This is a genomic window from Roseobacter sp. CCS2, assembly GCF_000169435.1.
Classification (GTDB): Bacteria; Pseudomonadota; Alphaproteobacteria; order Rhodobacterales; family Rhodobacteraceae; genus Yoonia.
Window position 1 is genome coordinate 1,173,387 of sequence record NZ_AAYB01000001.1, and the last position, 24,723, is coordinate 1,198,109.

Annotated in this window: 17 protein-coding genes; 9 read left to right on the forward strand and 8 right to left on the reverse strand. The window is 55.3% G+C overall.

Annotated features, from left to right (window positions below):
* Positions 1-16 precede the first annotated feature (16 nt).
* From RCCS2_RS05995 to bchF, 7 genes are all read right to left on the reverse strand, one after another.
* Complete coding sequence (locus RCCS2_RS05995; RefSeq protein WP_008232279.1) at positions 17-1,447, reverse strand: PucC family protein; 1,431 nt, start codon at positions 1,445-1,447, stop codon at positions 17-19.
* Positions 1,444-2,136 carry a magnesium protoporphyrin IX methyltransferase gene (gene bchM / locus RCCS2_RS06000; RefSeq protein WP_008232281.1) on the reverse strand — a complete coding sequence of 231 codons (693 nt, stop codon included), beginning with the start codon at positions 2,134-2,136 and terminating at the stop codon, positions 1,444-1,446. Before bchM ends, RCCS2_RS05995 begins: the two co-directional genes overlap by 4 nt.
* Entirely contained in the window at positions 2,136-3,032 is an 897-nt protein-coding gene (gene bchL, locus RCCS2_RS06005; RefSeq protein WP_008232282.1) for a ferredoxin:protochlorophyllide reductase (ATP-dependent) iron-sulfur ATP-binding protein, read from the reverse strand. The genes bchM and bchL overlap by 1 nt, the downstream gene beginning before the upstream one ends.
* A gap of 133 nt (positions 3,033-3,165) precedes the next feature.
* On the reverse strand, positions 3,166-6,711 hold the full coding sequence (locus RCCS2_RS06010) for a magnesium chelatase subunit H (protein WP_008232283.1): 3,546 nt from the start codon (positions 6,709-6,711) through the stop codon (positions 3,166-3,168).
* Entirely contained in the window at positions 6,701-8,224 is a 1,524-nt protein-coding gene (gene bchB / locus RCCS2_RS06015) for a ferredoxin:protochlorophyllide reductase (ATP-dependent) subunit B (protein WP_008232284.1), read from the reverse strand. Before bchB ends, RCCS2_RS06010 begins: the two co-directional genes overlap by 11 nt.
* A complete protein-coding gene (locus tag RCCS2_RS06020) occupies positions 8,221-9,504 on the reverse strand; it encodes a ferredoxin:protochlorophyllide reductase (ATP-dependent) subunit N (RefSeq protein ID WP_008232285.1) in 1,284 nt (427 codons plus the stop codon). Before RCCS2_RS06020 ends, bchB begins: the two co-directional genes overlap by 4 nt.
* On the reverse strand, positions 9,501-10,001 hold the full coding sequence (bchF, locus tag RCCS2_RS06025; RefSeq protein ID WP_008232286.1) for a 2-vinyl bacteriochlorophyllide hydratase: 501 nt from the start codon (positions 9,999-10,001) through the stop codon (positions 9,501-9,503). The genes RCCS2_RS06020 and bchF overlap by 4 nt, the downstream gene beginning before the upstream one ends.
* Before the next feature lie 275 nt (positions 10,002-10,276).
* On the opposite strand from bchF, the gene RCCS2_RS06030 reads away from it, so the two are divergent.
* Both RCCS2_RS06030 and ppsR read left to right on the forward strand, forming a co-directional pair.
* Complete coding sequence (locus RCCS2_RS06030; protein WP_008232287.1) at positions 10,277-11,065, forward strand: cobalamin B12-binding domain-containing protein; 789 nt, start codon at positions 10,277-10,279, stop codon at positions 11,063-11,065.
* A gap of 35 nt (positions 11,066-11,100) precedes the next feature.
* Positions 11,101-12,528 (forward strand): transcriptional regulator PpsR, encoded by a 1,428-nt coding sequence (gene ppsR / locus RCCS2_RS06035; protein ID WP_008232288.1) that lies wholly within the window; start codon positions 11,101-11,103, stop codon positions 12,526-12,528.
* A 22-nt stretch (positions 12,529-12,550) separates the two neighbouring features.
* On the opposite strand, the gene RCCS2_RS06040 is transcribed toward ppsR, so the two are convergent.
* The gene (locus tag RCCS2_RS06040; protein WP_008232289.1) at positions 12,551-13,102 is read right to left on the reverse strand and encodes an ActR/PrrA/RegA family redox response regulator transcription factor; all 552 of its coding nucleotides are present in this window, start codon (positions 13,100-13,102) and stop codon (positions 12,551-12,553) included.
* A 169-nt stretch (positions 13,103-13,271) separates the two neighbouring features.
* Between RCCS2_RS06040 and regB the strand changes: the two genes are divergently transcribed.
* The 7 genes from regB to addA all read left to right on the forward strand — a co-directional run bounded on the left by regB (position 13,272) and on the right by addA (position 24,702).
* Entirely contained in the window at positions 13,272-14,675 is a 1,404-nt protein-coding gene (gene regB / locus RCCS2_RS06045) for a sensor histidine kinase RegB (protein ID WP_008232290.1), read from the forward strand.
* A 203-nt stretch (positions 14,676-14,878) separates the two neighbouring features.
* Positions 14,879-16,309 (forward strand): PAS-domain containing protein, encoded by a 1,431-nt coding sequence (locus RCCS2_RS06050; RefSeq protein ID WP_232204239.1) that lies wholly within the window; start codon positions 14,879-14,881, stop codon positions 16,307-16,309.
* Positions 16,310-16,350: 41 nt separating this feature from the next.
* Positions 16,351-16,815, forward strand: coding sequence for a tRNA (adenosine(37)-N6)-threonylcarbamoyltransferase complex ATPase subunit type 1 TsaE (tsaE, locus tag RCCS2_RS06055; RefSeq protein WP_008232292.1), 465 nt, complete (start codon positions 16,351-16,353; stop codon positions 16,813-16,815).
* The gene (locus tag RCCS2_RS06060) at positions 16,808-17,779 is read left to right on the forward strand and encodes an aminoglycoside phosphotransferase family protein (protein ID WP_008232294.1); all 972 of its coding nucleotides are present in this window, start codon (positions 16,808-16,810) and stop codon (positions 17,777-17,779) included. Before tsaE ends, RCCS2_RS06060 begins: the two co-directional genes overlap by 8 nt.
* Positions 17,776-18,447, forward strand: a complete 672-nt coding sequence (locus RCCS2_RS06065) for a nucleotidyltransferase family protein (protein WP_008232295.1) — start codon at positions 17,776-17,778, stop codon at positions 18,445-18,447. Before RCCS2_RS06060 ends, RCCS2_RS06065 begins: the two co-directional genes overlap by 4 nt.
* The gene (gene addB, locus RCCS2_RS06070) at positions 18,440-21,367 is read left to right on the forward strand and encodes a double-strand break repair protein AddB (RefSeq protein WP_008232297.1); all 2,928 of its coding nucleotides are present in this window, start codon (positions 18,440-18,442) and stop codon (positions 21,365-21,367) included. The genes RCCS2_RS06065 and addB overlap by 8 nt, the downstream gene beginning before the upstream one ends.
* Positions 21,364-24,702, forward strand: coding sequence for a double-strand break repair helicase AddA (addA, locus tag RCCS2_RS06075; protein ID WP_008232298.1), 3,339 nt, complete (start codon positions 21,364-21,366; stop codon positions 24,700-24,702). Before addB ends, addA begins: the two co-directional genes overlap by 4 nt.
* Positions 24,703-24,723 lie beyond the last annotated feature (21 nt).

Here is a 24,723-nt window from a genome sequence, read left to right on the forward strand (position 1 = left end):
GTTTTCCTTTCGGTGGTTAGGTCGGGAAATCTGCCAATCCCAGCTTGGCAGACCCCCGCGCATTGATTGGCCGCAGCCGCACAAGCGGCCCCAGCACAATGAGGGTTAGGAATAAAAGGCCAATTTCGGTGTGATAAACGACCGAATAGCCCGTGGCAGGCGTGGCGAGCGCCTCTCCCAAGGTGCCGTTCCCAGCGGCATGGTTCACAAGGTCGCGCAAGGCGCCCCCGATAAAGATGGACAGCCCCGCACCGGTGGCTTGCGCAGCCCCCCAGGCACCAAGGGCCAAACCACGACCGGCATTGCCAAGCGTGGGCATTGTCATGGCGGCGGTCAGAGTCGAGACGCCGAAAAGGCCGCCTCCGAAACCGATGAGGGCCGCACCAAGATAAAACAAGGCAGGTGATCCAACGGGCGCTGAAAAGATCACCGCGCAGAACGCGAGGATACCAGCAAGGATACCCCGGGCGCACATGCGAAACGGATCCATGCCCTTAGCCAACCAGCGCGCTGCAAAGCCAAAGGCAATCAGCGCCCCACCAGCCCACATCGCCGTCAGCAATGTTGTGGCAGACACGGACAGTCCCAAAATTTCACCGCCATAGGGTTCCAACAACACATCTTGCATGTTGAACGCCATGGTCCCGATGAACACCACCGCCAACAGGCGACCCGCATCACCGCCTGCGGCCAAGTCTTTCCAAGCATCGCGGAAAGTGGGACTGGCTTCGGCGCGCTCTGCCTTGGTCATCGGTTTGACCTTTTCCTGCTTCCACAGGGCAATCAGGTTCAAAAGCAACGTGACGACAGCCGTGCCCTGCACAACCTGCACCAAACGCAGCGCGGAATAATCACGCAGCAAAGCACCAATCAGCACGGCTGCAACGGCCATGCCCACAAGGTTCATGACATAAAGCAAAGCCACAACCTTTGGCCGCGTTTCTTCGGTCGCTCGATCCGCTGCCAACGCCAGACCAGCTGTCTGCGTCATGTGCATGCCAAAACCCGTCATCAAAAACGCTAGGGCCGCGCCAACATAACCCGCAATCGGAAAGTCCAGCGTGCGATCACCAGACAGCACCAACAGCGCCATTGGCATAATCGCCAGACCACCGAACTGCCACATCGTGCCCAGCCAAAGGTATGGAATACGCTTCCACCCAATCGCAGATTTGTAGTTATCAGATTTATACCCAACCAGCGCGCGCAAGGGTGCGACCAAAACCGGCAAAGCAATCATCGCCGCGACCAGCATTGCGCCGATGTTCAGCTCAACAATCATCACCCGGTTCAGCGTACCTAGTAGCATAACAGCCGCCATGCCCACCGAAACTTGGAACAAGGATAGGCGCAGCAATTGGCCCAGCGGCAGATCATCACTGACCGCATCACTGAACGGCAGCAGATCAACTGATATCTTTTTGAGGGATGAGGCTTTGAAGATCATGAGATTTTACCCTCGAAGACCAGAGCGTTGGAAATGTAGAAACCAGACTTCACACGGTCGACTTCAACCAACCGCCCTTTGATGCTTGCATTGCGCAGCTCATTGGCAACGCCTGCTGTTGTCTGCGGGATCATCATCGGGCTGCGGTCCGCACGCGGGAATAACTTACCCACACGCCACATCGCCATCAGCGCAGGCGTGCGCGGCGGTAGTGTAAAGACAAACTTGCCATTGATCCGCGAACTGGCCCTTCCCAGAAGGGCGGCGATATCCGGTGCGCTGTAATAAATCATCGAATCCATCGCCAGCGCGTGATCGAACATACCGTTCGTCGCTTCCAGCATATCGCCAGCAACCCAAGTGATATGTCCGGCCAAATTCGCAGGCATCCGCTGTTCAGCAATCCCGACCAAAGCAGGCGAGATATCGACGGCAACCACATCAGCCCCGCGTTGGGCCAGTTCCACCGCCATAGCACCTGTGCCACAACCGGCATCCAAAACCCGCGCGCCGCGCAAATCTTCTGGCAGTTGCGCCAACATCAGTGCGCGCATCTTGTCACGCCCCGCACGTACCGTTGCGCGCACACCAGACACGGGCGCGTCCGATGTCAGACGCTCCCAAACCTTGGTGGCGGAACGGTCGAAATAATGCTCGACCCGGTCACGTGTGGCGGCGTAGTCAGCCATTAGTCAAACCCAAGCAGTTCAAAGATTTCGCGATCAGGCAGGGGGGCAGGCGCCAAAGGCTCGGTCCCGTTCCAAAGCGTTTCAGCCAGACGGATGTATTCCTTACGAACCTGAACGATGTCTTCCTCGTCATCCATCTCAAACAGCGTCTTTTTCTTCAAACGGCTGCGGCGGATCGCATCCAGATCAGGCATATGGGCAATGCGGTTAAAGCCAACCGTGTTGCAATAGCGATCCACCTCATCGGTTTCACGACTGCGGTTCGCCACGCAACCCGCAAGGCGAACCTTATAGTTGGCCGATTTCGCTTGAACGGCCGCAATAATCCGGTTCATCGCATAGATGCTATCAAAGTCATTCGCAGTCACAATCAACGCCCGGTCAGCATGCTGCAACGGGGCCGCAAAACCACCACACACCACGTCACCCAAGACATCAAAGATCACGACGTCGGTATCTTCCAGCAGATGGTGCTGTTTCAGCAGCTTCACCGTCTGCCCAACAACATAACCACCACAACCGGTACCAGCAGGCGGGCCACCGGCCTCGACGCATTTTACACCATTGAAGCCGTCAAAGATGAAGTCTTCAGGGCGCAGCTCCTCGGAATGGAAATCGACTTCTTTGAGGATATCAATCACCGTCGGCACCAGCGATCCGGTCAGCGTAAATGTGCTGTCATGCTTGGGATCACAGCCAATCTGCAATACGCGCTTGCCCAACATCGAAAAAGCAGCGGACAAGTTGGAAGAGGTCGTCGATTTACCAATCCCACCCTTACCATAAACCGAAAACACCTTCGCGCCTTCGATCTTCGCATCTTCGGGCTGGTGCACCTGAACGGATCCTTCACCGTCTTGGCCACGTAGGTTCGGGACATCATCTCTGGGGCTCATGCGAGCCTCCTTTCATTATTGGGGATTGTCCCCATCTTCTCATGTTCAAAAATACCTCGGGGGAGGCGCGCAGCGACGGGGGCAGCGCCCCCACTCTGGCGCCTCAAAGAGGCGCAAAACCTGATGGTCATAGTCATTCCGCAGCCACCCCTTCCATACGATCTTCCAGCGCATCCGCTGCATCTTGCAGGGCGGCGAGCGTGTCTTCGTCAGGTGCCCAATATTCGCGATCAGACGCTTCCAGCAGGCGGTTCGCCATGCGCATCGACGCCTGCGGGTTCAATGCCGCCAGCCGTTCGCGCATTTCTGCGTCTAAAACAAATGTCTCTGACAGGCGCTGATAGACCCAAGGCTCCACCTCGCCGGTGGTCGCTGACCAACCCAGCGTATTGGTCACATGCGCCTCGATCTGCCGCACACCCTCGTGGCCATGGTTTAGCAAGGCTTCATAGAATTTCGGATTCAGGCTGCGGCTACGCGTCTCAAGTGCGACCTGATCCTGCAATGTCCGCACCTTTGCGGACCCGCGTGTTTGGTCACCGATATACACCGGGGCGCTTTCGCCACCTTTGGCACGTTTCACCGCACGGGAAATCCCGCCAAGCGTATCAAAATAATGGTCGACAGTTGTCACACCCAGCTCGACCGACTCTAAATTCTGATAGGCCAGATCAACGTCTTTCAACGCTTTCTGTAGTAATGCAGGATTCTTTGCCGCCTTACCGTTCACACCGTAAGCAAAGGATTTACGCGCCTCATAGGCGTCCGCCAATTCATCCTCATCACCAAAGGCAGAGCTATCAACCAACTGGTTCACATTGGACCCATAAGCACCTTCCGCGTTCGAGAACACGCGCAAAGCAGCGGTTTCCAAATCGCAGCCCATCTCGTCGGCATAGGCCAGCGCATGGGCGCGGACAAAGTTCTGCTCCAACGGTTCATCGGCCATGGCGCATTTCAAGGCTGCCTCGGCCAACATGCGGGTTTGCAATGGCAGCAGATCACGGAAAATACCGGACAGGGTCATCACGACGTCGATGCGTGGACGGCCCAGTTTCGCCAATGGGATCAAATCAGCACCAGCCAACCGACCAAAGCTGTCAAACCGCGGCTTGGCCCCCATCAATGACAAGGCCTGCCCAATCGGTCCGCCATCGGACTTGATGTTATCAGACCCCCATAACACCAGCGCCACAGTACGCGGCAGGCTGGCGTGAGTTTCCAACAGCAGGTCGGCCTGCTTTTTGCCCTCAGACATTGCAAAGGCGGTTGGCATGCGGAACGGATCAAACGCATGAATATTACGGCCCGTCGGCACAATCTGCGGCGACCGGATCAGGTCACCACCTGGAACGGGCGGTATGAAATGCCCGGACAGCGCACGCATCAACGCCGGCAGTTCGTGGTCTTCTTTCAGCAGTTCAGCCGCGTTATCAGCCGCTTCGCCTTCAGGCATCAACCGCATCATGTCTGCACGGGCAGCGCCTGACAGCGGCTTGCCCACAACATGCAGACCTTCAGTAATCAGCGAACCTTCGGTCTCCAACAGCTTCAACCACAGCTTATCAATATCGCGCGCGTTCATATCAACCGCATTGGCCTGATCGCGGATCAACTGTTCCAGATCGCCGCGCTGATCATCCTCAGCGGCCATTTCGCGCCAGCGGGTCAGGCTGTCTTTCAACTCAGCCAGCCCTTTATATAGACCGGCGGTCGTCAACGGTGGCGTCAAATGGGTGATCGTCACCGCATTTGAACGGCGCTTGGCCAGTGTCGCCTCGGACGGGTTATTGGCGGCATAAAGATACACGTTCGGCATCTCACCAATCAGGCGATCCGGCCAATCCTGTGCGCCCAAACCGGCCTGTTTGCCGGGCATAAATTCCAGCGCGCCATGCATCCCGAAATGCAGCACAACATCTGCCATGAATGTATCACGCAGCCACTGATAAAACGTGACGAACGCATGGGTCGGGGCGAACCCTTTTTCAAAGAGCAATCGCATTGGATCGCCCTCGTACCCAAAGGCGGGCTGCACGCCGACAAATACGTTGCCAAAGTGATGGCCCAGCACATAAACACCGCGCCCGTCCGACTGGATTTTCCCGGGGGCCGGCCCCCAAACGGCCTCAACCTCTGCCAGATGTGGCGATGTGCGCACGATGCTATCGGCATCAACATGGGCCGCGACATTCGCCTGCTGGCCATATTGCGCAGCGTTGCCTTGCAAGATCATCGCACGCAAGTCACCGACGGTATCAGGCACATCGACACTGTAGCCATCGGACTTCATACACGTCAGCGTATTATGCAGGCTTTCAAACACACTCAGATACGCAGCCGTACCAACAGCGCCTGCGTTGGGCGGAAAGCCAAACAGGACAACGCCAACCTTTTTGGTGGCATTGCGCTTGCGGCGCAGTTGGGCAAGGCGCAGCGTCTTTTCAGTCAAGCTGGTAATGCGTTCATGGCAAGGCGCCATAGCTTTGCAATCTGACTGAGCCGCGCATGCTTTGGCGCAACCATTACATCCATCAACACCGTGACGACCGGCGAAAACTGTGGGGTTCGTCGCGCCGTCAATCTCGGGCAAGGCGACCAGCATTGTGGTTTCAATCGGACCGAGGCCCTGACCGCTACCCGCCCATTGACCCAGCGTTTGAAACTCCAACGGCTGTGCCGCGATATATGGCACATCCAGTTTTTCTAGCAACGCAACAGCGGCGTCGCTGTCATTATATGCCGGACCACCAATCAGGGAAAATCCGGTTAGTGATACCATCGCGTCAACGCGGCCTTGGAAATAACCTTCAATCGCCGGACGCCCATCAAGGCCACCCGCAAATGCAGGGATCACGCGCATGCCCTTCGCCTCAAACGACCGGATAACCGCATCATAATGGGCGCAGTCAGAGGCAAGGATATAAGACCGCAACATCAGCAAACCAACCGTCGCGACAGGGGCGGCGGGGGCAGGCAGATCGTTCAAATCCGTGACAATGTGATGCCCCGGCAGATCAGGGTGATAAAGGCCAACATCCGGGTATTCGATCGGCAAATCAGCCTGCGCACCTTGCCAATCAGGCCGCGTCGCATAGCGCCCGATCAAGAACCGGATCATCTGTTCGACGTTATCGTCAGACCCGCCCAGCCAATACTGCATGGACAGGAACCAGGCGCGCAGATCCTGCGCCTTGCCTGGGATCAGTTTCAGGATTTTAGGTAACCGGCGCAGCGTTTTCATCTGCTTGGCACCGCTGTTGGCAGATGCCTTGGACGAGCCGCGCAGTTTCTTCAGCAATGCCATCGCGCCACTGGCAGGCTTGGACATATCCAAGTCACCCATGCGGGTCAGCTTGACGATTTCGGCATCGGCAATCACGCCCAGCATCGCATCGCAGGTATCACGGCGCGCTTGCATTGCGGGCAAGATCGCTTTGACGTGTTCTTCAAGGAACAGCAGGTTGGCGATGATGATATCGCCCTGCGCCACAGCCTTTTGCGCCTGTTCCAAAGCTTTTGGGCATTCAGACCATTCCGCAGCTGCCAGAACCTGAACTTCTAGCCCTGGGAAATCAGGTGCCAAACGCGATGACACGCGCAAAGCAGGACCTGCCGCATGGGCATCCAGCGTGACAATCACCACGCGGTAGGGCCTATGGATCACCTCATCGCGCATAATGGGCCTTTGCTTCATAAAGCGTATCGAGGCTAATTTCGTGCAGCCCTTTTTCCATTGCAAACGTCTCAGTATTGCGGCGCGCTTTACCCCGCACAAAGAACGGAATTTTCTTGAGCTCTTTTTCGGCGTCTGACAGCCAGATCACATTGTCATCCTGAGGCTGAACCCGTTCAGCCGGGGCATCATCGACCTTTGCTTTAGCCTTGCCGCCGTGGTGGCTGGGGCCTGCGTCATCATGGAATTCAAAGTCATCGCGGAACATCGTCAGCAAGTGTTCTTCCAGCCCCATGACAAGCGGATGGATCAGCGTATCGAAAATGACATTCGCACCTTCAAAACCCACTTGAGGCGAATAACGTGCCGGGAAATCCTGCACATGCACGGGCGCAGAGATCACAGCACAGGGAATACCCAGACGCTTGCCGATATGGCGTTCCATCTGGGTGCCAAGAATCATTTCGGGGCTGAGACGCTCAATCGCGGCTTCAACCTCCAGATAGTCATCGGTGATCAGCGCATCGACGCCGTATTCCTTGGCCAGCGCCCGGATAGGTCGGGCCATTTCGCGGTTATAGCACCCGATGCCGACGACTTCGAAACCCATCTCGTCACGGGCAATCCGGGCGTGGGCCGCAACGTGGGTGCCGTCACCAAAGATAAAGACGCGTTTGCCAGTCAGGTAGGTGCTGTCCACGGACCGCGACCACCACGGCATGCGCAGGCGCGTTTCATCTGGACGGCCAGTGACGCCAGTTATTACTGCAACTTCGTCGATGAAATCGCGCGTCGCACCAACGCCAATCGGGACGACTTTTGTGAACGGCTGGTTGTGGTTCTTTTCCAAGAACCGCGCCGCAGCCTCACCCGTTTCAGGCGATAGCAACACGTTGAAATGCGCCGCTGGGAGGCGTGCAATATCAGATGGCGTTGCGTTCAAAGGGGCAACGACATTCACGTCGATGCCCATGTCGGACAACAACCCGGTCAATTCTTCCACGTCGTCACGGGCGCGAAAGCCCAGCGCAGTGGGGCCGAGGATGTTGCAGGTTACGCGCTTGGTGCGCTCTTGCGGTTTGCTCAGGCTTTTGACGATCTGATAAAATGCCTCATCCGCGCCGAAGTTTTCCTTGCGGCTGTAGCTGGGTAGTTCGAGGGGGATAACCGGTATGGACAGCCCCATCGTTTCCGCCAGACCCGCTGGATCATCTTGGATCAGTTCGGCAGTGCAGGACGCACCCACAATGATTGCCTCAGGATCAAACCGGTCCACCGCATCTTGGCAGGAGGTTTTGAATAGGGTCGCCGTATCGGCACCCAAATCACGCGCTTGGAACGTTGTGTAGCTGACAGGCGGGCGATGGTTGCGCCGTTCGATCATCGTGAACAAAAGATCGGCGTAGGTGTCACCCTGCGGGGCGTGCAGAACATAGTGCAAACCCTTCATCGCAGTTGCAACGCGCATCGCGCCAACATGTGGCGGGCCTTCGTATGTCCAGACGGTCAGCTTCATTCGACAGCCTCCATCTGGAGGACTGACTTGCGGCGCAGTGGCCGTGAGAAGAGACCAGCAAGATCACCTGCCTGTTCGTAGAAATGCACAGGCGTGAAAACCAATTCGATGGCCCATTTGGTGGACAGGCCTTCGGCCTCTAGCGGGTTGGCCAGACCAAGACCGCAGACCGTCAGATCGGGGCGGGCTGCACGCGCCCGCTCTAACTGCTTATCAACATCCTGCCCTTCGGAAATCTGCGGACCGGCCGGTAGCAAATCCAAGTCAGGACCATGCAGCGCATCGTGAATATAAGGGCTGCCTACCTCCACAGCGGTCATCCCGCATTCACGGGTTAGGAACCGTGCGAGGGGAATTTCAAGCTGGCTGTCAGGGAAGAAGAAAACTGACTTGCCGCGCAACGCCTCTGCCGCTTGGGCAATCGCCTTGCGGGCACGGGCGCGGGGGGCGGCGGTGACTGCCTCAAACGTTTCTTCGCTGACACCAAATTCAACGGCAATCGCCCGCAACCAAGCGGTCGTGCCTTCGTCGCCAAACGGGAAGGGCGCTGCAAGATGGCGTGCGCCACGGCGTTCAAGTTCGGCATGGGTGTCGCCAAGGAATGGCTGGGTGAGGGCAAAGACGGTATTCTGACCAACGGCGGTCGTGTCATCAATCCGGCGCGCTGGAAGCAAGCGGATCGGACCGACGCCCATATCGGTCAACAACGAAACCATCTGGTCTTCGACAACGTCGGGCAGGGCACCGACAACCAGCAGTTCTCGTTCTTGGGTGTCTTTCAAAACTGGCACCATCGAAGCAAGACAGGCGTCTTCCCCTTCGGTGAACGTCGTCTCAATACCCGAACCAGAGTAATTCAGTACGCGGACATGAGGCGCATGAACCTGGCTCAAACGCTCTGCGGCGCGGGCCAGATCAATCTTGATCACCTCGGAGGGGCATGACCCCACCAAAAATAGCTGCCGGATGTCAGGACGGCGCGACAAAAGCTTTTCAACTTCGCGATCCAGCTCGACATGGGCGTCCGCCATGCCGGCCAAATCCTGTTCTTCCAGAATCGCTGTACCGAATCGCGGTTCGGCAAAGATCATCACACCAGCCGCGGATTGCAGCAGATGCGCACAGGTCCGGGACCCGACGACAAGAAAAAATGCGTCCTGCATTTTGCGGTGCAACCAGATGATCCCGGTAAGGCCACAAAACACCTCGCGCTGGCCCCGTTCCTTAAGAACAGGTGTGGTACGGCAACCGCCGTTTGCGGGGGGTAAAGGTACGTTCATGCGCGTGCCTCTGCGTCCAGTCTGGCGAGGCGCAATTTCCAGACAAATTGGGCGGCGTTGATGACGTAAGCGGTATAGGCCGTCAGCGCCAAATACATCAGGCCAGCGGGCGACATCGCGTCCGTCAAAAGGGCAAAAACATATAACAAATGCAATGCGATAACCGCAAAGCTGAACACGTCTTCCCAAAAGAATGCGGGTGCGAACAGATACTGCCCAAAGACCACTTTTTCCCAGATCGCACCGGTTACCATGATCAACAACAAAACACCCGTTTTGATGACGATAGAAAGGGTTGCAACATCATATCCAGTACCGGTCAGAAGATAGCGGATCACAAGCGCTAAAGAGATCAGAAAAACAACAAACTGAAACGGGGCTAAAAGGCCCTGAACAAGGGTCCATTTCGTGGCATCGCGACGGGCCCTTTCAGCGTCTGAATACAGACGTCGACCAAGCGCTTGCACGCTGCTCGTATGAGTACTGGCGATTGCCATGTAAGGAGTCCCTGACAGCTTCTTGTGTCAAGAATATGAGGCAAAATGGGCATGTGTCAACTTTAAGTTACACTTTATGCCGGACTCGTTGACGCAGGGTATGTGGGCCGGATAAGGGCGCTAAAGCATAATATTATAAGGTTTTTTTCATATCATACGCTGACTACTGCTTGATCTATGTCAATTTGCTTTGACATTCATGCACCCACCTACGAGAATGCTGCAACTGCTGTAAAAGACGCCTTTCGGCATTGATTCAGTCAGAGGACCCATAGATGGCCGACCGTCAAAACTTTGACGCTAAAAAGGAAAGTGCTGTGCCAGAAGTGGCAAAGCGTCGTATCACGGCGGCTGTTGTCGATGATACCGTTCAACCAAAACTAGACGAAACGCTTTACTTGCAACTCAAAACAGCGGCACTCAATCCTGATGCCACTGCATGCCGTCGCGCAGTCAAAGCATCTTTGGCAAAAGGTACATCACCAGAGGAATTGGCTGATGTCTACATACCTGCCATCGCCCGTGACATGGGCGATCGCTGGTGTGAAGACCAACTTAGCTTTGCCAGCGTGACAATTGGCGTATCACGCCTGCAGGCCATGATGCGCGAATTGGGCCCAAACTGGGCCAGCGATAATGCGGCGGCACCGGGTGCGCCTTCAATCCTTTTGATCGTTCTGCAAGATGTCTATCATACCCTTGGCGCGATCGTTCTGACCAGCCAACTGCGCCGCAAAGGCTTTTCCGTAAAGCTGCTTTTGGGCTGTAGATCAGAAGATATTGCAGAACGCATTCAGCGTACTAAATACCACAGCGTATTTATATCATCATCGCGCGGTGAAACGCTTGAATCGTTGCGCCGTATTGTTGATGTTGTGAAAAATTCGACGGATCGTTCACCGCCAGTGGTGGTTGGTGGCACCATTCTGGACGTTGAGACGATTAACGATGTAACGGCGCTTACAGGGGCTGACTATGCCACAAAAATTCCGGATGAGGCCCTAGAATATTGCGGCCTGCAAGACATTCCTCACAACATAGCACACGCCAAGAACGGAACCTGACGCATGAAAACGGTTCCCAACCACTGGCGTCGTCCATGACATCCCGCGGAACAAAATACTGGAATAGTGGGGCAATCCCACTGATAGCACCCGAAATCCTGGGCGATATTATCGCAGAGGTCGCGGATGTCGGGGTTGTCATATCCGAAACAGGCTCAATCCTTTCCGTCCTTGTAAACCCGTCAAACGAAGCATTTCGTCAGCTGGAAAGCTGGGAAAACAAGGATATCCGCACGGCACTTACTATCGAAAGTGTATCGAAATTTGAAAGCCGCCTTGCCGAATTTCTTGAGGGTAAACCGCAGGTACGCCCGGTTGAACTGAACCACACAGATGGCAACAACCGATGGGAATCGCCGGTACGATATAGTTTTCACCGGATTGGACCAGATGGTGCCATCCTGCTTTTAGGTCGCGACCTGCGCCCCATTGCCGAGATGCAGCAACAGTTGGTCGAAGCCCAGCTTTCGCTTGAGCGTGACTATGAAACCCAACGTGAATACGACACACGTTTCCGCGTGCTGATGGAAAGCACAACCGAGGCTGTTCTTTTCGTGTCCGTCGTGACGGGTGAAATTACCGAAGCCAATTCAGCCGCTGTTGCGCTGGTGGATCGCCCGCTTGAAAACCTGATCGGCAATCAATTGTCCGGGTGCTTTGAAGGGCGCAAACGTGGCGATATGGTTGATGCGCTGGCGTCGCAGGCGATCTCGGACCAGAACAAGAAGATGACGGTTGATTTGCGGGGCAACGGTGGCACGGTAGAAGTATATCCAAAGCTGTTCCGCGCCGCTGGAGAACGGATTCTGCTGTGCAGGCTTGTCCCTGAAAGCCAAAGCACCGCCCGCGCCGATGCGCTGGGTCATAACCTTCAGGCGCTTTATACGGATGGGCCCGATCCGATGGTCTTTACCGCGGACTCGGGTGATGTTCTGTCAGCGAATGACGCGTTCCTGGACATGATCGACGTCGCGCATGATATCAATGTGCGCGACCGAAGCATTGCTGACTATTTGCAACGCGGCAGTGTTGATTTTAAGGTCATGACAGAAAACGCCGCGCGCGCCGGACGTATGCGTAACTATGCGACAAAGCTTGCCGGTGCTTACGGCAGCCCACGCGCTGTCGAAATTTCAGTCACCAAGCTGGCGGCAGGTCCGAAGACTGTTTTTGCATTTGTGATACGTGATGCCAATCGTGCCGAAGTTGCACAATCACGCCCACATCCAACCAGCGACGAAAGTATGCGTTCTGTTGTCGAACTTGTCGGAAGTGCGACGCTAAAAGACATCGTCGCGGAAACCACCAATGTGGTGGAAAAGATGTGCATCGAAACCGCGGTTGAACTTACCATGAACAACCGCGTCGCCGCAGCAGAGATGCTTGGGCTTTCACGTCAGTCGCTTTACGTCAAATTGCGGAAATTTGATCTGTTAAGCCGCGACGTCGAAGACAGTAAGTAGGGTTCGGCGTTTCCGTAATACCTTAACGTGGGCTACGCTTTGCCAAGATGCGCTGCAAAGTGCGTCGGTGCATCGACAATCGTCGTGCCGTTTCAGACACATTGCGATCACACAGTTCATAAACCCGCTGAATATGTTCCCAGCGCACACGATCTGCGCTCATGGGGTTATCGGGCGGTGGCGGCAATTCATCCGTCAACGCCAACAGCGCATTAGTTACATCAGTTGCATCTGCTGGCTTGGCCAGATAATCCGTCGCACCAATTTTGACCGCAGCAACCGCTGTCGCAATCGCACCATAACCGGTGAGGACAACAATGCGCGCATCGGGCCTCCGGGCCCGCAATGTTTCCACTACGTCAAGGCCATTTCCGTCCTCTAGACGCAGGTCAACGACTGCATATGCAGGCGGTCGCGCTGTTGAAACGGCTTTACCGGCCGCGACAGAGCCCGCCATTTCCACTTCAAATCCTCGTTTTTCCATGGCTTTTGCAAGTCGCCGCAAAAACGCTTCGTCATCGTCAACCAGAAGAAGGCTTTTGTCTTCGCCCAGATCCAACGCCTCGGTATTCATATTACAGACCTATTGCTTATTCACTTAAGAGGTAGGTTTGTAACAGGCGGCGTCAACTCGCCTTGGTTAGCGTGAAGAAAATGGTTCGACGCGCAAACAATCAGGTCGCATTGATCATCGCGCCATTCAGGTTATCCTCTCTGGCAACCTTTGCATTGGATTTCAAAGCATGCCGCCGACCGACTTTCGCCTGCTCAAGCAACAAGAGCGTAGTAACTGGGTCAGGCTGCGGACGCTGATGACCCTGCGCTGGTTTGCTATTATCGGCCAATCAGCAGCCATCATTGTGGCAACCCGGTTTTACAACATTGATATTGCAGTTGGTTCAGCAGCTTTGGTTGTGACCATCGCCGTGGTCGCCAACTTGGTGTCATACTATACCTATCCTACCAACAAGCGGTTGTCGGAATTTGAAGCGACGCTTTGGTTGATATTTGATATTTTACAGCTATCGGCACTTTTGTATCTGACAGGCGGGCTGAATAACCCGTTTGCCATGCTTATACTGGCCCCCGTGACCATTTCCGCGACGGTTCTGCATATCAGAAGCACCGTTTTTCTGGGGCTGACAGCGATCACTTTGGTGACAATTGTCAGCCGGTACAAAGTCCCGTTGCTAAGTGAGGACGGTTCAGAGCTGGCTTTGCCCGTACTGCTTCAGTTCGGGTTCTGGGTCGCTTTGCTGATTAGTCTGGTGTTTCTGGCGCTTTACGCACGCCAGGTTACATCCGAAATGAATGCGATGAATGAAGCCTTGCTTGCCACGCAGCTTGCCCTCGCGCGTGAACAAAAGCTTACCGATCTGGGTGGTGTTGTCGCCGCAACTGCGCATGAACTGGGCACACCGCTGGCGACCATCAAACTGGTCAGTAGCGAATTGAAAGAAGAGCTTCAGGATCGGCCGGATTTGCTTGAAGACGCAGAGCTGATCCGATCTCAGGCAGATCGCTGTCGTGATATTCTGCAGTCAATGGGGCGTTCGGGCAAAGACGACCTACAGGTGCGCTTTGCCCCCATTGAAACGGTAATCCACGAAGCGGCAGAGCCCCATTTGGACCGGGGCAAAGACGTGAAATTTGACGTGGTGCCGCAAGAGGGTGCCAGCCTGACCCAGCCCAGCATCGAAAGACGCCCCGAGATCATCCATGGATTACGTAACCTTATACAAAACGCTGTCGATTTCTCGCGTACAAGCGTGATGGTGGAAATGACATGGTCTGAGGATAGGATCGTTGTACGTATTTCTGATGATGGCCTTGGGTTCCCGCAATCCGTGATCGGTCGCATTGGTGATCCTTACGTCAAACGGCGGCGCCAATCAGAAGACGGGGCGCGGCGGCCCGGTTACGAAGGCATGGGTCTTGGACTTTTCATCGCAAAAACATTGCTCGAACGCTCTGGCGCGACGCTGAAGTTTTCCAACAGTCGCAGACATGGGCATGCAAGCTGGACGGGGCAGGCCACTGGCGGTGCCATTGTCGAGGTCAGCTGGCCACGCAATATGCTTGAAACAAACCAATCTACAGAGAATGCACCACTGGGTCAGAACCAGCCGATTGCAATTTGGCCCTAAACCAAACTTTATTGTTAAGCCTGAATTAACTTTCCTGACCGATATTTTAATCGAGCAGACTCAGGAATGGATATATCATGTTGTTGAACATGGCAGAGCTCGGCGCCATCACGGTCGCGGCTATTTGTGGGGCTGTGGCGGTCATAATGCTACTACAATTCAGAACATCATCTGGTTTGCAAAGGCAAACGGCGCCCCAGACAATGACGCATACGGGAACCGTGTTCTTGTTTCATGGCAGCGACCTGATCGACGCCACATCAGATGCGAGGGCCATGATCAAGCACGGATCAAGCAACCTCAGCGATCTTGATGTGTTGATTGCAAACACTGTGCAGGAATTTCCGCAGCTTAAGGAAAAGCTTGCCGATCCTGCTGCACATGAATTTCGTATCGCCAGCCAAAATGATCCAGCGGTCTTTGTTGACGTGAAACACACTGATGACCGGCTACGGATATCTTTGAACAGTGACGAAGACTGGACCCGCGAACTGGTTACCTTGCGCTTGTCTTGTGATGCCAGCAATGCACAGACTGCTTTGATGCATGGCATTGCCATACATTCCACGCAACTTGTCTGGCAAGAAGACTGCAACGGCAATCTTCTTTGGGCCAATACCGCCTATGTTGACACACTGCGCGATCTTGACGTCCCAACAATTCTTGGCAGTGGCAAAGACCATTTGACCGGACAAAAGCGCAGAATTGCGGTCAAGCTTGTTCAGGATAAGAAAGAAGAATGGTTCGATATTTCAACCGTTGCCCATGCTGACGGGTGGCTACATTTTGCCAATAACGCGACAGAGATTGTCCGTGCTGATAATGCCAGATCAGAATTCGTTAAGACCCTTGGCAAAACCTTTGGTGAGCTTTCTATCGGGCTCGCTATCTTTGGCAAAAACAGACAATTGACCATGTTCAATCCTGCTTTTGGGGATATGACCAGCCTACCCTTCGATTTCCTGAGCGCCAATCCAGCCATCGACACAGTACTGGACCGCATGCGCGAGTTGCGCATGATGCCCGAACCCAAAAACTATACATCGTGGCGCGAACAGTTCACCGCTGTCGAAGATGCGGCAAAGAACGGAACCTACAGCAAAAACTGGACCTTACCGGAAGGGCAGACCTATCGGGTCACGGGGCGCCCCTATCCGGGTGGTGCCTTTGCCTTATTGTTTGAGGATATCAGCGCAGAGGTGTCGCTGACCCGCCGATTCCGGTTGGATATCGAAACGGGGCAAGCCGTGCTGGATACACTGTCCGATGCGATCGCCGTCTTTTCGTCAACAGGCACGCTGGTGATGTCCAATCGCGCTTATGCAGCCCTTTGGCTGGATGGGCCGGAACAGATTCTGGAACATCGCGTCCTGCAATCGGAAATGAAAACCTGGCAAAACCGTTCGATACCATCTCCCATGTGGAACGATATGCGCGACTTTATTCAGCAACTCGGTGCGCGTCAGCCATGGACAGATACTGTGCTAATGGATGATGGGCGGCATTTGGAATGCCATGCAAACCCTATTGCAGGCGGCATGACCATGGTCCGCTTTACGATCGCACAGCCGAAAAGACCTGAAATTCGAAAGCTGATGTTGCGTGACACAGCGATCCAGGCCGCCAAGCGCTGATTTCTGCTTGCAGGGCGGACGCAACCCCATAATGTCGGGGCATGGTCCACACCTTATTCGCGTTTTATCTGGCTGACGAAAAAGCAACGGCTGCTTTGGCAACACAAATCGCCCCGCGCCTAAAAGCTGGGGATACACTTTTGCTGGAAGGCGAAATTGGCGCAGGAAAATCAGCCTTTGCGCGCGCATTGATCCGCGCCCGCCTTGGCCGCATGGAAGACGTGCCTTCCCCCACTTTTACATTGGTGCAAACGTATGAGGATGATCACGGCGACATCTGGCACTGTGACCTTTATCGCCTGACGCACCCTGATGAAGCATTGGAACTTGGCCTTGATGAGGCGTTCGAAACCGCCATATGCCTGATCGAATGGCCCGACCGTCTGGGGGAAGTCGCACCAAAAACAGCGCTAACACTGTCCTTTGAAGCGCAAGACGACCATCATCACGTTGCTATTACGGGACCGAATGTTTGGGCAGAAAAATTGCGAGGGTTGGATGCCTGATCGCGCAACTGCAATCGCCACATTTCTTGTGGACAGTCCATGGGAAAATTGGGTGCAAACCCCATTGGCCGGTGATGCATCAGCCCGCCGTTATATCCGCCTTTCGTCAGGCGCAGAAACTGCAATTCTTATGGATGCGCCGCCAGAAAACAGTGAAGACACAGAGCCCTTTGTTGAAATAGCACGCCTGCTGCAGCAAAATGGTTTTGCCGCGCCTGATATTCTTTTGCATGATCCCGAAACGGGATTCCTTCTTCTCAGCGACCTTGGCACGACTGATTATGCACAATGGCTGCATCGCGCACCATCGGATGAAGCGACGCTTTACCGCGCCGCCACCGATACCCTGCTCAAGCTCGAAACAGTTGATGCACCCAATGACCTTCATCAGATGACACCCGCTGTCGGGGCCAAGATGGTGGCGATCATTGGACCATACTATAGCCATAGCCCGACCGACGACCTTTGTGCCGAAGTCCAAAACGCATTGGCACAATACGCGCCTGACGTGAACACGCTCGCGTTGCGCGATTTTCATGCTGAAAACCTAATTTGGCGTCCTACACATCAGGGCGTTGACCGGGTCGGCCTGCTGGACTTTCAGGATGCTTTTGTGGCACCGCCAGGATATGATCTGGCCTCGCTTTTGCGCGATGCGCGGCGCGATGTCAGCCCAAAGGTTGCAGAGGACATCGTCAGCTATTTTTCAGAACACAGCCGCGCAAAAGAGCCGATACGCACATCGCTGGCGTGTCTTGGGGTACAGCGCAATTTGCGTATTTTAGGTGTATTTGCACGTTTGGTGACCGAAGTGGGCAAACCACGCTATCGCGATTTCATGCCACGCGTTTGGGGGCATATCCTGCATGATCTGGAAGACCCCGCACTCAAGAATCTGCGGCAAGCGGTGCAAGATATAGTGCCAGCCCCCACACCAGCAAAACTGCAAGAGCTAACCGAATGACCGTGCCAATCCTCTTTTTCGCGGCCGGGCTTGGCACCCGTATGGGGTCACTGACCCAAGATAAGCCCAAACCACTGATTAAGGTTGCGGGACGGGCGCTAATCGACCACGCGCTGGAGTTTGCAAATGATGCGCCGGTCGGTCCAAAGGTTGCCAACTTGCACTACAAGGGTGACATGATCCGCAGTCATCTGGTGGATCAGCACATCATATTCTCGGATGAAAGCGACGCGCTTTTGGAAACCGGTGGGGGGTTACGAAAGGCGATTCCTTTACTTGATGGCAACCCGGTAATGACGATGAACACCGATGCCGTTTGGCAGGGTCCAAACCCTGTGCAACATATGCTGAAGGCTTGGCAACCGCAGATGGAGGCGCTTCTTCTGATTGTCGAAAAGACGAACGTCCATGGCCACCTTGGCGACGGTGATTTCAGTATGGATGCAGACGGACGACTACATCGCGCACCCGGGGCGATTTATACCGGCCTTCAGATCATGCGCACCGAAGTGCTGTCCACGATTAAGGATAGCGCATTTTCGCTAAATGTGGCGTGGAACATCATCGCCGAACGTGGCGGACTTTATGGCACAATATATGATGGGCAGTGGTGTGACGTCGGTCAACCCGCCAGCATTCTCGTAGCCGAGGCAATGTTGAATGTTTGAAACAGATAAACAGCCACACATCTTCGCCAGTCCGCCGGGTGTGGATTTTGCCCAGGGCCTTGTTGCTGGCCTCATCGCGCGCACTGCTGATCTAGACCCGACCGATCTGGCGAGGGTTGAGATTTATGTAAACACAACCCGCATGCAGCGGCGTATCAGAGCCGTGTTTGACACTGGGCCAGCACGGTTATTGCCGCGTGTGCGGCTGATCACTGATCTGGCAAATGACCCTATTTCATTAGATCTACCGCCTGCTGTGTCACCCTTGCAGCGCAGGTTAGAGCTGTCGCAATTTGTTGCCAAACTCCTTGATAAAGAACCGGACCTCGCGCCGCGCGCCGCACTTTACGATCTGTCAGACAGCCTTGCCAAACTGATGGATGAAATGCAGGGCGAAGGGGTCAGCCCTGACAAAATCGCGAGTCTCGACATCGCGGATCAGTCAGGCCACTGGGAACGTGCGCTCGCATTCCTTAAAATTATCACCCCGTTTTTTGACCAACAAAACGAACCACCTGACAAGGAAGCCCGACAACGGATGGTAATCGAGGCGCTTGCGCAGAAATGGGAAACAGCCCCACCGCAGCACCCTATCCTGATCGCCGGGTCCACCGGATCGCGCGGTGCTACAGCGCTGTTTATGCAGGCAGTCGCGAAACTGCCGCAAGGCGCGATCATCTTGCCGGGATTCGATTTCGATCTGCCAGATCACGTGTGGGACGCGATGGATGATGACCTGACAGCAGAAGATCATCCGCAATTCCGGTTTCGCCGCCTCATGGACCTGATCGGATTTCAGCGACATGATGTGCGTGAATGGTCCACACAATCCCCGGCGCATCCCGCACGCAATGCGTTGGTTTCCCTGTCACTGCGCCCAGCGCCTGTGACGGATCAATGGCTGTCCGAAGGCCCGGACCTTGGCGATTTATATGAAGCAACCAAGGGTCTGACACTTGTCGAGGCAGCTTCACCCCGGGCTGAGGCGGAAACCATTGCCCTGCGCTTGCGCCAAGCGGCCGAAGACGGGATTACCGCAGCCCTGATATCGCCGGACCGCATGCTAACCCGTCAGGTCACCGCCGCTCTGGACCGTTGGGATATTAAACCAGACGATAGTGCCGGTACACCGCTCGCCCTGTCGCCACCCGGGCGCTTTTTGCGCCATGTTGCCGACCTTTTTGGCAAGCCTTTGACGGGTGAGGCTTTGTTAACGCTGCTCAAACACCCGTTATGTCATTCGGCACGGGATGATCGCGGTGAACACCTGCGCCACACCCGCGATCTTGAACTGCACCTGCGCCGCTTTGGGCCGCCCTTTCCCAAACCCGAAGACTTGCTGACATGGGCCAAGAAAGGCAGCGCGCGCGAAGATTGGGCGATGTGGCTGGCTGGATTGATTGCCGGACTTGAAGATTTGGCAAGCAGGCCTCTTGCGCATCATTTGGATCAGCACATCATTCTTGCCGAACAGCTTTGCGCTGGGCCTACCGCCAGCGGGTCAGGCGGGCTCTGGGACGAAGCCGCTGGCCGCGAAGCACGCAAAACCTGCGACAACTTGATCCAAGCGGCGGCGGCGGGTGGCACAATGACCCCGCACGACTACACAGCACTTTTTGGATCCGTGATTGCAGAAGGCACTGTGCGCGACCGTGATGCCGGCCATCCCGGCATCCTGATCTGGGGTACACTTGAGGCACGCGTGCAAGGCGTTGATTTGACCATTCTTGGCGGCATGAACGATGGTGTTTGGCCCGAAGCACCGCCCCCAGATCCATGGCTGAACCGGGTCATGCGGGCGAAAGCCGGGCTTTTGTTGCCGGAGCGGCGGATTGGACTGTCAGCGCATGATTATCAGCAGGCCGTTGCCGGGCACGAGGTTTGGATAACACGCGCAAAACGATCGGCTGATGCGGAAACTGTGCCGTCGCGCTGGGTGAACAGGCTGACGAACCTGTTAAAAGGCCTACCCGATCAGAATGGGCCCGATGCACTTGCCGCTATGTGCGCCAAAGGCGACCAGTGGTCAGCAATGGCTGCCGTTCTGTCAACGCCCCAAGCGCGTGTGCCGTCCGCGCCGCGCCCCTCACCTTGCCCACCTGTTGCAGCGCGCCCCAAAAAATTGTCAGTCACACAAATTAAGACACTGATCCGTGATCCCTTTACGATTTACGCCCGCAAAACGCTACACCTTAGCCCGCTTGACCCGCTTGTGCCCACGGCGGATGCGCCGCTGCGCGGCACCATCATGCATCGTATCCTTGAACGGTTCATCCGCGCCGGACATGGCCCAAACGATCGCGACGCCCTGATGCAGCTTGCATCGGAAGAATTCACCGCGCATTGCCCATGGCCCACGATCCGCGCCCAGTGGATGGCGCGCATGGAACGATCTGCCGATCAGTTCCTTGCTGACGAAGCCGACCGACAAGCGCTTGCCACAGACCATAAGATCGAAGTCTATGGCGAAATTGTTGTCGCGCCATCCGGTGTGTTGTTGACCTGCAAGGCTGACCGCATCGACCTGACAAAGACCGGGGCAGCACTGATTTACGACTATAAAACCGGGGCTGTGCCAACGAAGAACCAGCAACTTACCTTTGATAAACAACTGCTGCTTGAGGCGGCAATGGTGGAGCTTGGTGCGTTTGAAAGCCTTGGTTCCATGTCCGTTGGTGGCGCCACGTTTATTGGTGTGAATGCCGCGATGAAAAACGTACCCGCGCCCCTGAACGACAATCCACCTGATCAGGTCTGGGGTGAGCTAGAGACGCTTTTTGGCAACTGGCATGATCCCAGTCGCGGTTATACCGCTCGCCTCGCCTTATTCCTGAAAACCGATCAAAGCGACTATGACCACCTGTCGCGCCATGGCGAATGGGACACCAGCGATGACCCCGTCCCGCAGGTGCTGACATGATCCGCGATGCAGCCACCCAGCGGCAGGTCGATGCCGCAGACCCGCGTATTTCGACCTGGCTGTCGGCAAACGCCGGGTCTGGCAAAACACGGGTACTGACTGACCGCGTCGCGCGTTTGCTGCTAGAAGAGGTATCGCCACAGAACATCCTTTGCCTAACCTATACCAAAGCCGCAGCCGCCGAGATGCAGAACCGCCTGTTCCAGCGCCTTGGTGCCTGGGCGATGATGTCGGATACTGAATTAAGCGCAGAGCTGCTTGCGCTTGGCGTTGATCGGCAGATCGACAGTTCACAGCTTTCCCAAGCCCGCACACTGTTTGCCCGCGCGATTGAAACGCCCGGTGGTTTGAAAATTCAGACGATCCATTCGTTCTGCGCAGGCGTTTTGCGGCGCTTCCCGCTTGAAGCGCAAGTCAGCCCGCAATTTCGCGAGATGGAAGATCGCGCGGCACAAATCCTACGCGCCGAAGTGGTGGACGAGATGGTCATGGGGCCACAAGCCAACGTCGTGCACAGCCTGTTGGCGCATTTCACCGGAAGCGAGCTGGATCAGTTCACGGCAGAGATTGCAGGAAAAAGGGAATACTTTCTACAGAAACCGGACCGTAACGCTATTAGCGAAACGCTTAATATTCCGCAGGGCATCACCGTTGAAAATCTGTTGGATGATGTGTTCGACAAGGGATTGCTGCTGCAATTGGCGAATGCCTGTGCGAGCGGATCAGCCAATGACATCAAAGCTGCCAATGCCCTGCGATCTATCCTTGATTACCCGCATTCACCGCATGATGTACTTGCAGTTCTCGAAAGCGTTTTTCTTACAGGCGAAGGTGCAAAAGCACCGTTTACAGCAAAAATCGGCACGTTCCCAACCAAAGCAACGCGCGCCGCGCACGAAGACTTGATGGCGGACATCGAACCCTTGATGGGACGGGTTGAAGACATGCGCCCCCACCGCCTGGGACTGCTGGCCTTGGATCGTACTATGGCACTTTACGATTTCGCCAACGTCTTTGTGCCCGCATATGAGGCGCGCAAGCTTGCCATGGGCGCACTTGATTTCGACGATCTGATCCGCAAGGCCAAGGCGCTGCTTACTGACCGCGATGTGGCGCAATGGGTGTTGTTCCGGCTGGATGGCGGCATTGACCATATTCTAGTGGACGAAGCCCAAGACACCAGCCCGACCCAATGGGCCGTGATCGAACAGTTGACCCAAGAATTTGCGACAGGCGAAGGCGCGCGAATGGATCGCGAGCGCACCGTGTTTGTTGTGGGTGACAAAAAGCAATCAATCTATTCGTTTCAGGGCGCGGACCCCGCTGCCTTTGACCAAATGAAGACGCATTTTCGTGATGCCCATCAGGCGATCAGCAAACCTTTTGAGGTCACATCGCTGGACCATTCGTTCCGGTCTTCTCAAGCGATCCTTTCGGTCGTCGATCAGACATTCATCGAGGATCGTGCCGCAGGCATGGACGACAGCCTGACCCATATCGCCTTTAAGGAAAACATGCCCGGTCGCGTTGATCTTTGGCCTGTGATTGAGAAATCAAAAGTGGAAGACAACCGTGAATGGTTCAAACCTGTGGACGAACCAAGTGCCACCGATCATACTGTTTTGATGGCCCAGCGCGTGGCCGAACAGATCAGATATATGATCGCACATGAAACGATCCCCGAAGAAGTCGGCAACACTGGCGCGTACAACCGCCGTTCCATCACTGAGGGCGATTTCCTGATCCTTGTGCAACGCCGGTCAGAACTGTTCGCCGAGATTATTCGCGCTTGCAAGGCCGCTGACCTGAAAATCGCGGGCGCTGATCGGTTGAGGGTTGGGGCCGAACTTGCAGTGAAAGACCTTGCTGCGGTGCTAAGTTTTCTGGCTTTGCCAGAGGATGATCTGTCACTGGCTTCGGCGCTGCGGTCCCCTCTCTTTGGTTGGTCCGAACAGGATCTGTTCACGCTGGCCCATCATCGCCCCAAAAACAGTTTTCTGTGGGAAGCACTGCGAAACTCTGATCATAACGAAACCCTGGCGATCCTCAATGATTTACGCGGCAAGTCCGACTTTCTGCGCCCCTATGATCTGATTGAACGCATCCTGACGCGGCATGATGGGCGCCGCAAATTGCTGGCCCGTCTTGGGCCCGAAGCCGAAGACGGGATTGATGCTTTGCTATCTCAAGCGCTAGCCTACGAAAGCACGGGCGTGCCAAGCTTGACTGGTTTTCTGACGTGGATGGAAACCGATGATCTGGAAGTGAAGCGCCAGATGGAAAGTCAGGGCGACCGTATTCGCGTGATGACAGTGCACGGGGCGAAAGGGCTGGAAGCGCCGATTGTTATTCTGCCCGACACTGCCAAGCGGGATGTAAAGGTAAATCAAGAATTGCTGCCAGCCGATGATCATGTGATCTGGAAAACGCCTGCGAAATCTTCGGCCCCGTCTGTCATAGCCCTTCGCGACAAGGTCATTGCCAAACAGGCACGCGAACGGATGCGCCTTTTGTATGTTGCCATGACCCGCGCCGAGAAATGGCTTATCGCAGGGGCCGCCGGTGATATCGGCGAGGGCGATGCGAGTTGGTATAATCTTGTGGCCGACGGGATGGACAGGCGCGGGGCTTATGATGCCGCGCTGGGCGATATGCCTTTACGCCGGGTGTCAGAATTGGATTGGGACGCGCCTGATTTGGTGACGACAGATGCAAAACCCGACACGATAGTTGCACCACCGCAGTTTGGTGCCTTGCCAATCCCGAAAGCCACCAAAACCATCGCCCCTTCAGAACTACCCGGCGACAAGATCATGAAAGGTGATCCTGCCGGAGATGATATTGACGATGCAAAGGCGCGCGGAACGCAAATTCACCTGCTTCTCGAACATTTACCGATGGCCGCTGAAGAGCAGCGCCATGAACTTGGCCTGCAACTGTTGCAAACTGATGATCCCGCGCTTGTCGATGATGTCATCGCACTGATCAAGAAACCCGAACTGGGCTGGCTATGGAACGCCAATGCCTTGACCGAAGTTGTCATAACCGCCGATATTCCACAGCTTGGCCGCGTCCATGGTGCGATTGACCGTCTGATCATCGGACCAGATACAATCACTGCGATTGATTATAAATCCAACCGGCTTGTGCCCAGTACACCCGAAGATACACCCATTGGGTTGCAACGCCAGCTTGCCGCTTATGATTACGCCCTGCGTGAAATTTATCCCGATCATCAAATTACCACCGCAATTTTATGGACCCATACCGGCACTTTGACTGTTTTACCCCAACAACATCTTCACGAAGCGCTGAACTCGCTCGCTACATCTTGACCATCGGGGCAGGGGTTCCTA

Coding starts and splice junctions, on each gene's coding strand:
- RCCS2_RS06010 (WP_008232283.1), bottom strand. CDS start 6,711: ATGCGCGATGAGGTGATCCATAGGCCCTACCGCGTGGTGATTGTCACG.
- bchM (WP_008232281.1), bottom strand. CDS start 2,136: ATGGCTGACTACGCCGCCACACGTGACCGGGTCGAGCATTATTTCGAC.
- tsaE (WP_008232292.1), top strand. CDS start 16,351: ATGGTCCACACCTTATTCGCGTTTTATCTGGCTGACGAAAAAGCAACG.
- regB (WP_008232290.1), top strand. CDS start 13,272: ATGCCGCCGACCGACTTTCGCCTGCTCAAGCAACAAGAGCGTAGTAAC.
- bchB (WP_008232284.1), bottom strand. CDS start 8,224: ATGAAGCTGACCGTCTGGACATACGAAGGCCCGCCACATGTTGGCGCG.
- RCCS2_RS06040 (WP_008232289.1), bottom strand. CDS start 13,102: ATGAATACCGAGGCGTTGGATCTGGGCGAAGACAAAAGCCTTCTTCTG.
- addB (WP_008232297.1), top strand. CDS start 18,440: ATGTTTGAAACAGATAAACAGCCACACATCTTCGCCAGTCCGCCGGGT.
- bchF (WP_008232286.1), bottom strand. CDS start 10,001: ATGGCAATCGCCAGTACTCATACGAGCAGCGTGCAAGCGCTTGGTCGA.
- addA (WP_008232298.1), top strand. CDS start 21,364: ATGATCCGCGATGCAGCCACCCAGCGGCAGGTCGATGCCGCAGACCCG.
- RCCS2_RS06060 (WP_008232294.1), top strand. CDS start 16,808: ATGCCTGATCGCGCAACTGCAATCGCCACATTTCTTGTGGACAGTCCA.
- RCCS2_RS06050 (WP_232204239.1), top strand. CDS start 14,879: ATGACGCATACGGGAACCGTGTTCTTGTTTCATGGCAGCGACCTGATC.
- RCCS2_RS05995 (WP_008232279.1), bottom strand. CDS start 1,447: ATGATCTTCAAAGCCTCATCCCTCAAAAAGATATCAGTTGATCTGCTG.
- bchL (WP_008232282.1), bottom strand. CDS start 3,032: ATGAGCCCCAGAGATGATGTCCCGAACCTACGTGGCCAAGACGGTGAA.
- RCCS2_RS06030 (WP_008232287.1), top strand. CDS start 10,277: ATGGCCGACCGTCAAAACTTTGACGCTAAAAAGGAAAGTGCTGTGCCA.
- RCCS2_RS06020 (WP_008232285.1), bottom strand. CDS start 9,504: ATGAACGTACCTTTACCCCCCGCAAACGGCGGTTGCCGTACCACACCT.
- RCCS2_RS06065 (WP_008232295.1), top strand. CDS start 17,776: ATGACCGTGCCAATCCTCTTTTTCGCGGCCGGGCTTGGCACCCGTATG.
- ppsR (WP_008232288.1), top strand. CDS start 11,101: ATGACATCCCGCGGAACAAAATACTGGAATAGTGGGGCAATCCCACTG.